Genomic DNA, 12,988 nt, shown 5'->3' on the forward strand with positions numbered 1-12,988 from the left:
CCGGCGGCTGCGGCCCTTCGGGGCCTAAGCTGTCCTTCGTGAGCATGCGATTCGACACCCGACCTGCCGCCTACGGAGTCATTGTCCGGGACGGCGCCATCCTCCTGGCGTACTGGAAAGAGAACGGCAAGGAAGGCTGGACCCTGCCGGGCGGCGGCCTCGACCTTGCCGAGCACCCGGTGGACGGGTGCCGGCGGGAAATCCTGGAGGAGACGGGCTATGACGCCGAGATCGGGGCCATGCTCGGAACGGACGTGGGCTACTGGCCGGACGAGCCCCGGTTCGACGGAAAAGACCGCCCTTTCCAGGCCCTGAGGATGATCTTCGAAGCGCGGATCACGGGCGGTGAACTCACCCACGAGGTGGACGGCAGTACCACCCACGCAGCTTGGATCCCGCTTGAGGTCGTGCCGGGCCTGGACAGGGTTTCCGTCGTGGACATCGGCCTGCGCCTGCACCGCGAACGCCCCCTCAACGGCCGGCTCGGCTGAATTCCTTCGCGGAAGCTCTGGCCATGCAGCGTCCCGCTGGCTACCCTGAATGAGTTGCCGGCCCCTTGAACGGGGAGGTTTTGAACAAAGCGACCGGCCGGCCCCAAGCCGAGGAGGTGGAACCATGATTGCCGAATTTTCGCGCGCACCGCGCACTCAGCACATCATCATTCCTGCCCCGGCATCCGTCGTGCACTGAGCCTCCGCTTCTCGCACGCCCTGGCGGCCGGGCCTCTCCAGAGGCTGACCATTGAAAATCACTTCCGGACCCGCAAAGGGTCCCGCAACACCAAACACCACCAACCTTGACGGGCCGGCCGCCTACGGCTTCACCCCGGAAACCGCGGAGTACTTCCGCGCCCACCCGCCGTCAGGCCACGACGAAGTCCAAGGCGACGAACAAGCCGGCCGGGTGGTCCGGCTCGACCGCAACCGGGTCCTCGTCGCCGGACCGTCCGGGCTGAGCCACCTGCCCTATCCCAGCCACGGGCCCGCACCGGTCACCGGCGACTGGGTATGGCTCGGCAGCAACCGGGCGGGGGAACCCGCCGTCGTCGAAGTCCTGCCGCGCCGCACCTCATTGGGCCGGAAGCGGGCACTGGCCGCATCCACCGAAGAACAGGTCCTCGGGGCCAACATCGACGTGGTGGGCGTCGTGGTCCCGATGGACCGGCCGCTGAGTCCCAACCGCCTCGAGCGCACGCTCGTCGCGGCCTGGGACTCCGGTGCCACCCCGCTGGTGATCATCACCAAAGCGGACCTCGCCGAGCTGGCGGACGACGTCGTCGGGCAGGTCATGCTGCACGCGGCCGGAGTCGAGGTGGTCACCACGTCCGCCGAACACAGCGACGGGCTCGACGAGCTCATGCTGCACGTTCCGCCCGGCGGCACCGTGGTGCTGCTGGGGCCCTCCGGTGCCGGGAAGTCCAGCCTCATCAACGCGCTGGCTGGCCGCGATATCCAGGAAACCGGGCCGGTCCGCGCCGGTGACGGCAAGGGCCGGCACACCACCACGTCCCGTGAACTCGTTCCCTTGCCCGGAGGAGCGGTCCTGATGGACACCCCGGGCGTGCGCGGCTTCGGGCTCTTCGACGCGGAGAGCGGGCTGCAGGACATGTTCGCCGACCTGGAGGAGCTTTTCGGCCAGTGCCGTTTCGCCGACTGCGCCCATGACCGCGAGCCGGGCTGCGCCGTGCAGGCAGCGCTCGCCGACGGCCGGGTGGAGCTGCGGCACTGGGAAAGCTACCGCAAGCTCCAGGACGAGCTCGCAGCCCTGGCCCGGAAACAGGACGCCGCCGCCCGGCGTGCCTACCAGCGCGAATGGCACCAGAACATCGTGCGGGCGGGGCTGAGCCAGCGCGCCGCCGAACGGTACCGGCACGAGGGAGGTGAGCTGCGCGGCAAGGGACGGAACCGCAAGAGCGGCTGAACCTTGCCGATCCCTTACGGCCGCCGCGCCGTGGCTGACATCGTCACAGGGGGTGACTAGGCTGATTGCACCATCGTCTTGAATGCCCGCCCGACCGCTCCACCGATTCGCCGACAGCGAGGTAAGCCCGGAAATGGCTGAAGCCATGATTGAGTTCCAGAGCGTCACCAAGCAGTATCAGGGCGGCCAGCCTGCGGTGGACAACTTGAGCATGTCCATCGACCAGGGCGCCATCACGGTGTTCGTGGGACCGTCGGGCTGCGGCAAGACCACGTCCTTGCGAATGATCAACCGGATGGTGGAACCCACCTCGGGGACCATCACGGTGGCGGGCAAGGATGTCTCGGCGGAACCGGCGGCGCAGCTGCGCCGGTCCATGGGCTACGTCATGCAGTCCGCCGGCCTCATGCCGCACCGCACGGTGCTGGACAACATCGCGACGGTTCCGCGGCTGAACGGTGTCCCCAAAACGGAGGCCCGGCGGCGCGCGGCGGAACTGCTCGACGTCGTCGGGCTGGCCTCCGGGCTCGGCCGGCGGTACCCCTCGCAGCTGTCCGGCGGGCAGCAGCAGCGGGTCGGGGTTGCCCGGGCGCTCGCCGCGGATCCGCCGGTGCTGCTGATGGACGAGCCGTTCAGCGCCGTCGACCCCGTGGTCCGGGACGAACTGCAGCAGGAACTGCTGCGGCTGCAGCGCGAGCTGGACAAGACGATCGTCTTCGTCACCCATGACATCGATGAAGCCACCGTCCTCGGCGACAAGGTGGCGGTGTTCGCTGTCGGCGGCAGGCTCGCCCAGTACGCCGCGCCCGAGGAAATCCTGCGGGCACCGGCCAACGATTTCGTGGCGTCCTTCGTGGGCCGCGACCGTGGATTCCGGCGCCTGTCCTTCAATGCCGCCGATTCCGTCCGGCTGCATCCGGCCAAGACGGTCGATGCCGCCGCGGCGGCCGGCAGCAACAGCGAATGGGCCCTGGTGCTCGACGACGACTCCCGGCCCCTGGGCTGGGCGTCACCGCGCGACGGCGGCGGGCTGGTTCCCGGTGGTTCGCTGTTCCGCCCGGGGGACAGCCTGCGCCGGGCCCTCGACGCGGCCCTGTCCTCGCCGTCGGGCCTGGGCGTGGCGGTCGACGGCGACGGGCGGCTCGCAGGCGTCCTCAAAGCGGAGGAAATCCTGGTGCTGATAGAGGAAGGCCGCCGTCGGCGGGAGGAACCGGACTGATGGAATGGTTCCTGGCCAACAGCGGCACGGTGTTCGGGCTGGCCGGCCAGCATTTCGTGCTCGCGGTGGTTCCGATGGTCCTGGGCCTGGTCATTTCCGTGCCCCTGGCCCAGCTTGCGCGGGGGAGGCGGGCGCTGCGTACGGCCGTGACGACGGCCAGTTCGCTGCTGTACACCATTCCCTCCCTGGCCCTGTTCATCATCTTGCCGCCCGTGCTGGGCACCCGGATCCTGGACCCCGTCAATGTGGTGGTGGCACTGACCATCTACGCCGTGGCACTCCTGGTCCGGGCCGCCATGGACGCGTTCGACTCGGTGGACGAGGAACTGCTCCTGGCAGCAACGGCCATGGGCTTCACCGCGTCCGCACGGTTCCTGCGGATCGACATTCCGCTCTCCCTGCCGGTGCTGTTCGCGGGGCTCCGCGTGGTGTCGGTCAGCAACATTTCCCTGGTGAGCGTGGCCGCGCTGCTGGGCGTGGGCAACCTCGGCGTGCTCTTCACCGACGGCCTGCAGCGGACCTTCATCACCGAAGTGGTGGTGGGCATCCTGGGGATCCTGGTGCTGGCCCTCCTCATGGATGCGCTCCTGGTCCTGCTGGAGCGGGTCCTCACCCCGTGGACCCGGGCCGCCGCCATGCCCGCCGCCGGAAGCGCGGCCCTGATGGCAGCCATGTCCGAAACCCGGATCCACGAAGGGGCCGGCTGATGGACATCTTCGCCGACACCTTCGCCTGGCTGGCGTCCCCGGCCAACTGGGGCGGCAGCGGCGGCATCGCCGTCCGGCTCCTCGAACACCTTCAATACTCGGCACTGGTCCTTGTCATCGCCGCCGCAATCGCCATGCCACTGGGGCTGTTCATCGGCCACACCGGCCGGGGCCGGGTTGTCGCCGTCGCCGTCGCCGGAGCCCTGCGCGCCCTTCCCACCCTGGGCCTGCTGGTCCTCTTCGCCTTGCTGGCCGGCAGCGGGCTCATGCCACCGGTGTGGGCACTGGTGATCCTGACCGTTCCGCCGCTGCTTGCGGGCAGCTACGCCGGCATCTCCAGCGTGGACCGCGCCGTGGTGGACGGCGCCCGCGCGATGGGGATGACGGAACTCCAGATCCTGTTCCGGGTGGAGCTTCCCAACGGCCTGCCCGTCCTGGCCGGCGGCGTCCGGACGGCCGTGCTGCAGGTCATCGCGACCGTCTCGGTGGTCGCCTACCTTCCGCTCGGCGGACTGGGGCGCTACCTTTTTGATGGCCTGGTCCTCCAGGACTTCCCGCGGATGCTCGGCGGGTCCCTGCTCATCGCGGCGCTGGCAATCGCCGTCGACCTCATACTGGCTGCAGGGCAGAGGATGATCCTCTCCCCGGGGCTGTCCACCGATTCCCGCGGCGGCCGTCGGCCTGCCGAAGACACCGCAGCGGCGGCACCGGCCGGCCCTGACTTTCAAGGAGGAACCCGATGAAGAACAGCAGCACCTTCGCATCCCGGCCCCGCACGCTCACCCGCCGCGGACTCGGCGGCCTGGTGGGCGTAGGCCTCGTCGTTGCACTGAGCGCCTGCGGCGGCAGCCCGCTGTCCTCCCCAAGCACCAGCGCGACTACGGGCGGCGGCGGGCCGCTGGTGGTGGGCTCGGCGGACTTCCCCGAAAGCCAGATCATCGCCGAAATCTACGCCGGGGCGCTCAACGCCGCCGGCGTCACCGCCAGCACGAAGCCCAACATCGGTTCCCGGGAGATCTACTTCAAGGCCGTGCAGGACGGCTCGATCGACCTCGCCCCGGACTATTCCGGAAACCTGCTGTCCTACCTGGACGCCAACGCTCCCGAAGTGTCCGCGGACGACGTCTACAAGGCGCTGCCGGGCAAGCTCCCGCAGGGCCTGGGCGTGCTGGATGCTTCCAAAGCCGAGAACAAGGACGCCATGGTCGTCACCAAGGCCACCGCCGAGAAGTACCAGCTGAAGTCCATCACCGACCTTGCCAAGGTCTGCAAGGACCTCACGATGGCTGCACCGGCAACCTTTGAAACCCGTGCCTACGGCTTCCCGGGCCTGAAGGCCAACTACAACTGCGTGCTTAAGGGCCTCAAGCCCCTCAACGACGGCGGCGGCAACCTGACCCTGCAGGCGCTCCTCACCGACGAGGTCCAGGTGGCGGACATCTACACCACCACGCCGTCCATCCAGGACAACGACCTGGTGGTGCTCGAGGACCCGAAGAACAACTTCAAGGCCCAGCAGGTGGTGCCCCTCTACAACAGCGCCAAGATGACGGACAAAGCCAAGGACGCACTCAACGCGGTGTCCAAGGTCCTCACCACCGAGGACCTCATCAACCTCAACCGGGCGGTCAGCGGTGACCAGAAGCAGAACCCCAAGGACGCCGCGGCGGCCTGGCTGAAGGAGAAGGGGATCGTGAAGTAACCAGCCCCGTTATCGGCCGACGACGGCGGCGAGCGGCACCCGCGGGAGCCGCCCGCCGCCGTCGTGCTTCTGTGAGGCAGCTCTCACGGGAAGTCCATCACCGGTGTGGCATATTTGATGAATGGCAGAATTCAAGCAGTCCACCAAGCTTCATAATGTCCTTTACGACATCCGTGGACCGATTCTTCAGGCCGCCCAGCAGATGGAGGCAGAGGGGCACCGCATCCTCAAACTGAACATCGGAAACCCGGCACCGTTTGGCTTTGAAGCGCCGGACGCGATCTTGGTGGACATGATCCGCCACCTGCCGAACGCCCAGGGCTACAGCGATTCCCGTGGCATCTTCTCCGCCCGCACCGCCGTCTCGCAGTACTACCAGACCCGCGGCATCCAGAACATCCACGTCGACGACATCTACCTCGGCAACGGCGTCAGCGAACTCATCACCATGTCCCTCATGGCGCTGCTCGAAGACGGCGACGAGGTCCTCATCCCGTCGCCCGACTACCCGCTTTGGACCGCGTCCGTGTCCCTGGCAGGCGGCCGTCCGGTGCACTACCTCTGCGACGAGGAATCGGGCTGGCAGCCCGACCTGGACGACCTCGAAGCCAAGATCACGCCGCGCACCAAAGGCATCGTGGTCATCAACCCGAACAACCCCACGGGCGCCGTCTACCCGGAGGAGACCCTCCGCAAGATCGTCGCCATGGCCGAGAAGCACGGCCTGGTGCTGTTCGCCGACGAGATCTACGAAAAGATCCTTTACGACGACGCCGTCCATGTGAACCTCGCCGGCCTGACGGGCGAAGACGTCCTCTGCCTGACCTTCAGCGGACTGTCCAAGGCCTACCGGGTGTGCGGCTACCGCGCCGGCTGGATGGCCATTTCCGGACCCAAGAAGGAAGCCGCCGACTACCTCGAAGGCATCAACCTCCTGGCCAACATGCGGCTCTGTGCCAACGTGCCCGCCCAGCACGCCATCCAGACCGCGCTCGGCGGCTACCAGAGCATCAACGACCTCATCCTTCCCGGCGGCCGGCTGCTCGAACAGCGCAACAAGGCCTACGAACTGCTCAACGCCATCCCCGGCGTAAGCACCCAGCAGGCCAAGGGCGCGCTGTATCTCTTCCCGAAGCTGGACCCCGAGGTCTACCACATCCGCGATGACGAGAAGTTCGTCCTGGACCTGCTGAAGGAACAGAAGATCCTCGTCTCCCACGGCCGGGCGTTCAACTGGGTGCGGCCGGACCACTTCCGCATGGTCACGCTGCCCAACGTCAAGGACATCGAAGAAGCCATCGGCCGCATGGCGGACTTCCTCGGGCGCTACCCGGGCAACTAGCCTGTTGGGACACGCCGCCGGCAGGGCGGCCTGACCCCAGGGAGAGCCCGTGGCCGGTGAAGGGAAAGCGCTGGAATTCGAGCAGGACCCGGCAGGAACCCTGGCGATCACGCCGGGGTTCCTGCTGTCCTCCGTCGACCCTGACTCGACGCCGGGCTACCCCGGCGCCAAGAGCGACGGCGAGACACTGCTGGCTGACCTCGACGGCCGCGTCAAGGAACTGCAGGAGATGCTCTTCGCTGAGGGCAAATTCGGCAGCAACAAGCGGGTGCTGCTGATCCTGCAGGCCATGGACACTGCGGGCAAGGGCGGCATCGTGGGCCACGTGGTGGCGGCCATGGATCCGCAGGGCGTGGAGCTCACTGCGTTCAAAGCTCCCACGGACGAGGAGAAGTCGCACGATTTCCTCTGGCGGATCGAGACGGCGGTTCCGGGTGCCGGGATGGTCGGCGTCTTCGACCGCTCCCATTACGAGGACGTGCTGATCCACCGGGTCCACGGCTGGGCCGACGAGTCTGAGCTCGAACGCCGGTACGCGGCCATCAACGCCTTCGAGGCCCGGCTCGCCGAGCAGGGAACGGCCATCGTCAAGGTCATGCTGCACATCAGCCGGGACGAACAGAAGAAGCGCTTGCTCGCCCGGCTGGACGATCCCTCGAAACACTGGAAATACAGCCCGGGCGACCTGGCGGAACGTGCCCACTGGGATGCCTACATGGATGCCTTCCAGAAGGTCTTCGACAAGACGTCCACCGCCGTCGCGCCCTGGCACGTGGTCCCGGCGAACAGGAAATGGTTCGCCCGGATCGCCGTCCAGGGACTGCTGATTACGGCACTCGAAGGGCTGTCACTGCAGTGGCCTGCGGCGGAATTCGATGTCGAGGCCGAGCGCGAACGGGTCGCCGCGTCCTGACCCTGCCTGCCGGTTCCTAGTTGTCGTCGCCGCCGTTGGTGGCTTCCCTTGCGCTGGCAAGCCGCCGTCGCGCCCCCTCCAGCCATTCCTCGCACTGCTTGGCCAGGGCTTCGCCGCGCTCCCAGAGAGCAAGGGATTCTTCCAGGCTCGCACCGCCGGCCTCGAGCCTGGCCACCACGGCGGCAAGCTGCTCGCGGGCCTCCTCATATCCCAGGGCATCCGGGGCCGGTGCACCCGGTTGCTTGCCGGCGTTTTCTTCGGAGCCGTTCTCTGCGGTCATTGGGATCCTCTCTCGGATGCGGGTCGTTCTGCTGCCTCGGACGGGGCAGGCGGCAGGACGCCGTCGGCGACCGCGCCGAACCGGCCTTCCGCCACCCGGACGGTCAAGGGCGTGCCATGGGGAGCCTGCCCGGGGGTCCTGACGACGTCATGGCCGGCGCCGTCCGGGCCGGCCACCTGGACCACCGCGTAGCCGCGGTCCAGCGTCATTTGCGGGGAGAGCGCCCGCACCCGCGCCTTGAGGTGGTGAACCTGGTCCAGGGCACGGACGACGGCGGAGCTCACCGCTGTGTGCGCATGCTTCCGGAGCCTGCTGATGTCGTCTTCCCGCGCCGTCACCATCACTTCCGGTGAGGCCATCACCGGCCGGGAACGCAGGGCGTGCAGCCGGTCGCTCTCCCGGTCCAGCAGCCGGAGGATGGAACGGTTCAGGTATTCCCGGGCGACGCGCACCTTGGCCAGTTCCTCGGACACGTCCGGCACGACGCGCTTCGCGGCGTCGGTGGGGGTCGATGCCCGGAGATCCGCGACGTCGTCGAGGATCGGCCGGTCCGCTTCATGGCCGATCGCGCTGACCACGGGGGTGGCGGCCGCGGCCACGGCCCGGATGAGCTCCTCGTTGCTGAACGGGAGCAGGTCCTCCAGGGCGCCGCCGCCGCGCGCGATCACGATCACGTCGACGTGCGGATCGGCGTCGAGCTTCCGGAGCGCAGCGAGGACCTGGCCGACCGCGGTGTTTCCCTGCACTGCCACCTCGCGGACGTCGAACTCGACGGCGGGCCAGCGCAGGGCGGCGTTCCGGAGTACGTCCTTCTTGGCGTCCGAGTCCCGCCCGGTGATGAGTCCGATGCGGTGCGGAAGGAGGGGCAGCGGCTTCTTCCTTGAATCCGCGAAGAGTCCCTCGGCGGCCAGGGCCTGCCGCAGCCGCTCAATCCTGGCGAGCAGATCGCCGAGCCCCACAGGACGGATGTCCCGGACGGACATGTTCAGGCGGCCGGTCTTCATCCAGAATTCGGGCTTCACCAGCGCCACGACGCGGGAGCCGCGCTCCAGCGGCGTCTTCTGGCGGTCAAGGACATTGGACCAGAGCGACGCCGGCAGCGAGATTTCGGCGTCGGTGTCCCGGAGCGTGGCAAACGCGCTGCCGCCGCGGCGGTTGAGCTCGATGATCTGCGCTTCGATCCAGACGGCGGGGGCCCGTTCGATGTGCGCCTTCAGCTTCCGGGACAAAAGGTGCAGCGGCCACGGATGGTTCGGGCTTGTTTCGGCGGCCGTTGCGGGCAGGGTCGACGCTTCCGGCTGTGCCTCGGCATCGCCGGACGCGGCACCGCCGGCGCCCGTGGCGCCCATGTCCTCAGCAGCCATGGGCGGTTACCCGGCCGGGCGACGACTGATGCATGGGTTCCGTCCTTGCTGCTCTGGCTGCCTGATTGCTCTGTTTGCTGGGTCGATTGGCTGCGACCTGCGAAGGCCCGCCGTGCTCGTCAACTCTATCCATACCCTTGCAGGGAGCACTGACAATCACCCGTAGGATGGCAGTTGGCCCCGACCCGAGGATTCCCCTTGCGTACCTTTGTCTCTGCGCTCGCAGTGATACTTGCCCTTCTCCTGACTGGATTCGCCGTCCCGGCGGCCTGGACCGAACGCAACATCGTCCGTGAAGACGGTTTCGTGCAGCTGACGGACCGGCTGGGGAAGGATCCGGCCTTCCAAGCCCGGCTGGCCGGTATCGCTGTCAGCAACATCGAAGCCGGGCTCGAGCTGCCGGCGCCGGCCGAAGAGCTCGGAGCCTCGCTGCTCAATGACGCGGCGCAGCACATGAGCAGCTGGCCGGAGTATCCGCAGGCCTGGAACGAAACCGTCCGCAGGAGCCACCGACTGAACTTCGCCGGACCCGCGGCGTCCTCCGCCGGCGGGTCCACGCAGCCCGGCGATCCGGCCTCCGGGGAGTCCGCCGCGGAGACTTCCCTGGTCCTCGACCTTGGCCCGTTGGTGCAGCTTCTCGGCGACAAACTCCGCGCCGCCACCGGCGTGCAACTTACGGTGCCGGACACCGCAGTCGTCAGCCTCGGCGGCCCGTCCCAGCGGCAGGCGGTGGACCGGGTGGCTGCTTACGCCCCGATGTGGTGGCCGGCGGGCATCGGAGCCGCGATGGCACTGGCCCTGGCAGTATTGACGGCCCGACGACGGTCTGCGGTGCTCGTGTGCGCCGGCATCGGCCTGGCGGTCCTCGCCGGCGTCTGGCAGGCGTCCGCGGTACTGTTCGGCGGACTCGCTTCCGCCGGACTCGGGGAGAGCGCCATGGGTTCCCTCTTCGCCCGCGAACTCATTGCCTCATCGATTGCCGGCTTTGCCCCCTGGGTCGCTGCGACGGCGCTGGGCGGCGGTGCAGTGTTCCTCGCGGGCGTCGTCGGCCTGGTCCTGCGGCGCAGAAGGAGCATCCGGCCTGCGGCAAGGTGACTTTCGACGCGGCCTGACCCTCCGTGCGCTCCCGGTAGCATGGAGGGATGAGCAGCTCCGCAGTGTCCGTACCGATGCCCACCATCCCGCGCCGGCGGAGGTCCCCGGAAGAAGTGCTGGCTGCTGCCCCCGTTTCGGGACCCAAGCGCGTCCTTCTCGCCGCGCCCCGTGGCTACTGCGCCGGCGTCGACCGCGCGGTCATCGCCGTAGAGAAGGCCCTGGAACATTACGGCCCGCCCGTTTATGTCCGCAAGCAGATCGTCCACAACGTCCACGTGGTCACCTCGCTGGAGGAAAAGGGCGCGATCTTCGTCGACGAAACCGATGAGGTGCCCGAAGGTGCCCTCGTGATTTTCTCGGCCCACGGTGTGTCGCCCGCCGTGGTGCAGTCCGCCGAAGACCGCGGCCTGCGCACCATCGACGCGACCTGCCCCCTCGTCACCAAGGTCCACCGCGAAGCCGTGCGTTTCGCCAAGGAGGACTACGACATCCTGCTGATCGGCCACGACGGCCACGAGGAAGTCGAAGGCACCGCGGGGGAGGCCCCTGACCACATCCAGATCATCAACGGTCCGCACGAGGTGGACAAGGTCACGGTCCGCAACCCGGAAAAGACCATCTGGCTGTCCCAGACCACCCTGAGCGTGGACGAGACCATGGAAACCGTGCGGCTGCTCAAGGAGCGTTTCCCCACGCTGCAGGACCCGCCCAGCGACGACATCTGCTACGCCACCACCAACCGCCAGGTGGCCATCAAGAAGATCGCTCCCCAGGCCGACCTGGTGATCGTGGTGGGCTCGGCGAACTCCTCCAACTCGGTGCGCCTCGTGGAGGTCGCCCTCGAGTACGGCGCCAAGGCCTCGCACCGCGTGGACTTCGCCAACGAGGTGGACGAAGCCTGGTTCGAAGGCGTGGCCACGGTCGGCGTCACCTCGGGTGCCTCCGTTCCCGAAGTCCTGGTCCAGGAAGTCCTCCGCTTGCTTGCCGAGTACGGGTACGGCTCCGTCGAGGAAGTCGTCACGGCCGAGGAGGACCTGCTTTTCTCCCTGCCGAAGGAACTGCGCGCCACGCTCAAGGCCGCCGGGGATGTTTCCCGCGCCCTGGGCGGACGCGGGAACCGTCCCAACTCCTGACCTTCGGGCTCCCTCCTAAGCCGCGGATTCCTCGTCGCCCGCCCGGAGTTCCGGTGTTTCCCGGAGCTCGGGTGCGGCAAGGGCTCGCGGAACCACCTCGACGGCGGCGGGTACCGCCAGTCCTTCGGTGTCCATGGCGTTCAACTTCCGTGCCGTGGGAAGGACCCTTGCCTCCAGCGTTCCGACCAAAGCGTTGTAGCGGTCCACGGACGTCTTCAGGGAACTGCCCAGACGGCCCACATTCTCGCCCAAGGTACCCATGCGGTCGTAGAGCTGCTGGGCAAGTTCAAACAGCTGCCGGGCGTTGTCCGTCAGCACATCCTGCCGCCAGGTGAAGGCCACCGACTTCAGCACCGCCAGCAGCGTGCCGGGGGAGGCCAGCACCACGTTGCGGGACAACGCATGGTCGAGCAGGGCAGGGTCCGCTTCCAGCGCCGCGGCCAGAATGGACTCCGCGGGCAGGAAGCACACCACCAGTTCGGGGGAGTTGCCGGGAATGTCCCAGTACTTCTTGGAACTCAGGGAATCAACATGGGACTTCAGCGCCTTGGCATGTGCCACCAGCAGCTCACTGCCCTGGACCGAACCGTTGCCGCCCTGCGTGCCGGACGTTGCGCTTTCCTGCGCCGCCAGGTAGGCAGCCAGCGGCACCTTGGCATCAACCACCAGCTGCTTGCCGCCGGGAAGCTGGACCACCAGGTCCGGACGCAGCGAAGCGTCGCCGGACACCGCGTGGACCTGTTCCTGGAAATCGACGTGCCGCAGCATGCCCGCGGCCTCCACCACGCGCCGTAGCTGGACCTCACCCCATTGCCCGCGCGCGCTGTTGGAGCGCAGCGCCGAGGCCAGGGCGTGGGTGGAGCGCAAGAGCTGCTCGTCCGAGAGGCGTGCCTCCTGCAACTGCTGCGCCAGTTGTCCGTACTGTTCCAGCCGGTCCCGTTCCAGCAGCGAGACCTGCTGCTGGACCGCCGAGAGCTTCTCCGCCACCGGCGCCAGTGCGCGCAGCACGCTGCCGTCCTGGTTCCGTGCCGCACCAAGCTCACGGTTCTGCGCGAGCAGAAGGTTCCGCTCGGCGTCGGCTGCCGCATAACCGGCGGAGACTTCCGCCAGGCGCGCGGAGACGCCGTCGAAATCGGCCTCCAATGCGGCACTGCGGCGCCGGAAGGCGATAAAGCCGCCTCCCAGGCCGAGCGCCGCCCCGAGCAGCAGCATGAACAACGCCAACAAGACCACAAATCCATCCATGCCCCCACCTTCGCAGAAGGCTCGGACATTTTTGGGATCGGCGTCTCCCCGGGCGCGGAACGGCAACG

13 protein-coding genes are annotated in these 12,988 nt (G+C 68.0%); 10 read left to right on the forward strand and 3 right to left on the reverse strand.

The features are described from left to right. Positions 1-38 precede the first annotated feature (38 nt). From D3654_RS18805 to D3654_RS18840, 8 genes are all read left to right on the forward strand, one after another. Positions 39-491: an NUDIX hydrolase gene (locus tag D3654_RS18805; RefSeq protein ID WP_120522978.1), complete on the forward strand. Its 453-nt coding sequence runs from the start codon at positions 39-41 to the stop codon at positions 489-491. A 250-nt stretch (positions 492-741) separates the two neighbouring features. Further along, complete coding sequence (gene rsgA / locus D3654_RS18810; protein ID WP_120522979.1) at positions 742-1,920, forward strand: ribosome small subunit-dependent GTPase A; 1,179 nt, start codon at positions 742-744, stop codon at positions 1,918-1,920. Positions 1,921-2,053: 133 nt separating this feature from the next. Continuing rightward, positions 2,054-3,139 (forward strand): ABC transporter ATP-binding protein, encoded by a 1,086-nt coding sequence (locus D3654_RS18815; protein WP_120522980.1) that lies wholly within the window; start codon positions 2,054-2,056, stop codon positions 3,137-3,139. Further along, the gene (locus D3654_RS18820) at positions 3,139-3,846 is read left to right on the forward strand and encodes an ABC transporter permease (RefSeq protein ID WP_120522981.1); all 708 of its coding nucleotides are present in this window, start codon (positions 3,139-3,141) and stop codon (positions 3,844-3,846) included. Before D3654_RS18815 ends, D3654_RS18820 begins: the two co-directional genes overlap by 1 nt. After that, a complete protein-coding gene (locus D3654_RS18825) occupies positions 3,846-4,589 on the forward strand; it encodes an ABC transporter permease (protein ID WP_120522982.1) in 744 nt (247 codons plus the stop codon). The genes D3654_RS18820 and D3654_RS18825 overlap by 1 nt, the downstream gene beginning before the upstream one ends. Beyond that, positions 4,586-5,548, forward strand: coding sequence for an ABC transporter substrate-binding protein (locus tag D3654_RS18830; RefSeq protein ID WP_120522983.1), 963 nt, complete (start codon positions 4,586-4,588; stop codon positions 5,546-5,548). The genes D3654_RS18825 and D3654_RS18830 overlap by 4 nt, the downstream gene beginning before the upstream one ends. A gap of 121 nt (positions 5,549-5,669) precedes the next feature. Next, positions 5,670-6,890 (forward strand): pyridoxal phosphate-dependent aminotransferase, encoded by a 1,221-nt coding sequence (locus D3654_RS18835; protein ID WP_120522984.1) that lies wholly within the window; start codon positions 5,670-5,672, stop codon positions 6,888-6,890. Positions 6,891-6,939: 49 nt separating this feature from the next. After that, positions 6,940-7,803, forward strand: a complete 864-nt coding sequence (locus D3654_RS18840) for a polyphosphate kinase 2 family protein (protein ID WP_120522985.1) — start codon at positions 6,940-6,942, stop codon at positions 7,801-7,803. Between the two features lie 16 nt (positions 7,804-7,819). Here the strand turns inward: D3654_RS18840 and D3654_RS18845 are convergent, their stop codons facing one another. Both D3654_RS18845 and xseA read right to left on the reverse strand, forming a co-directional pair. Continuing rightward, positions 7,820-8,083 (reverse strand): exodeoxyribonuclease VII small subunit, encoded by a 264-nt coding sequence (locus D3654_RS18845; RefSeq protein WP_120522986.1) that lies wholly within the window; start codon positions 8,081-8,083, stop codon positions 7,820-7,822. Beyond that, on the reverse strand, positions 8,080-9,432 hold the full coding sequence (gene xseA / locus D3654_RS18850; RefSeq protein WP_120522987.1) for an exodeoxyribonuclease VII large subunit: 1,353 nt from the start codon (positions 9,430-9,432) through the stop codon (positions 8,080-8,082). Before xseA ends, D3654_RS18845 begins: the two co-directional genes overlap by 4 nt. 213 nt (positions 9,433-9,645) lie before the next feature. Here xseA and D3654_RS18855 point away from each other — a divergent pair, with 213 nt between their 5' ends. Then, positions 9,646-10,542 (forward strand): hypothetical protein, encoded by an 897-nt coding sequence (locus D3654_RS18855; RefSeq protein WP_162943796.1) that lies wholly within the window; start codon positions 9,646-9,648, stop codon positions 10,540-10,542. Positions 10,543-10,589: 47 nt separating this feature from the next. Next, positions 10,590-11,675: a 4-hydroxy-3-methylbut-2-enyl diphosphate reductase gene (locus tag D3654_RS18860; protein WP_120522989.1), complete on the forward strand. Its 1,086-nt coding sequence runs from the start codon at positions 10,590-10,592 to the stop codon at positions 11,673-11,675. 15 nt (positions 11,676-11,690) lie between these two features. Here the strand turns inward: D3654_RS18860 and D3654_RS18865 are convergent, their stop codons facing one another. Continuing rightward, positions 11,691-12,920 carry a DNA recombination protein RmuC gene (locus D3654_RS18865; protein ID WP_120522990.1) on the reverse strand — a complete coding sequence of 410 codons (1,230 nt, stop codon included), beginning with the start codon at positions 12,918-12,920 and terminating at the stop codon, positions 11,691-11,693. Between the last annotated feature and the right edge of the window lie 68 nt (positions 12,921-12,988).

The sequence above is a fragment of the Arthrobacter celericrescens genome (assembly GCF_003614925.1).
GTDB lineage: Bacteria > Actinomycetota > Actinomycetes > Actinomycetales > Micrococcaceae > Arthrobacter > Arthrobacter celericrescens.

What these genes read in the sequence shown, in the direction of transcription:
- D3654_RS18865 (WP_120522990.1), bottom strand. Translation starts at nt 12,920, where the DNA reads ATGGATGGATTTGTGGTCTTGTTGGCGTTGTTCATGCTGCTGCTCGGG.
- D3654_RS18830 (WP_120522983.1), top strand. Translation starts at nt 4,586, where the DNA reads ATGAAGAACAGCAGCACCTTCGCATCCCGGCCCCGCACGCTCACCCGC.
- D3654_RS18845 (WP_120522986.1), bottom strand. Translation starts at nt 8,083, where the DNA reads ATGACCGCAGAGAACGGCTCCGAAGAAAACGCCGGCAAGCAACCGGGT.
- D3654_RS18825 (WP_120522982.1), top strand. Translation starts at nt 3,846, where the DNA reads ATGGACATCTTCGCCGACACCTTCGCCTGGCTGGCGTCCCCGGCCAAC.
- D3654_RS18835 (WP_120522984.1), top strand. Translation starts at nt 5,670, where the DNA reads ATGGCAGAATTCAAGCAGTCCACCAAGCTTCATAATGTCCTTTACGAC.
- xseA (WP_120522987.1), bottom strand. Translation starts at nt 9,432, where the DNA reads ATGGGCGCCACGGGCGCCGGCGGTGCCGCGTCCGGCGATGCCGAGGCA.
- D3654_RS18815 (WP_120522980.1), top strand. Translation starts at nt 2,054, where the DNA reads ATGGCTGAAGCCATGATTGAGTTCCAGAGCGTCACCAAGCAGTATCAG.
- D3654_RS18820 (WP_120522981.1), top strand. Translation starts at nt 3,139, where the DNA reads ATGGAATGGTTCCTGGCCAACAGCGGCACGGTGTTCGGGCTGGCCGGC.
- D3654_RS18860 (WP_120522989.1), top strand. Translation starts at nt 10,590, where the DNA reads ATGAGCAGCTCCGCAGTGTCCGTACCGATGCCCACCATCCCGCGCCGG.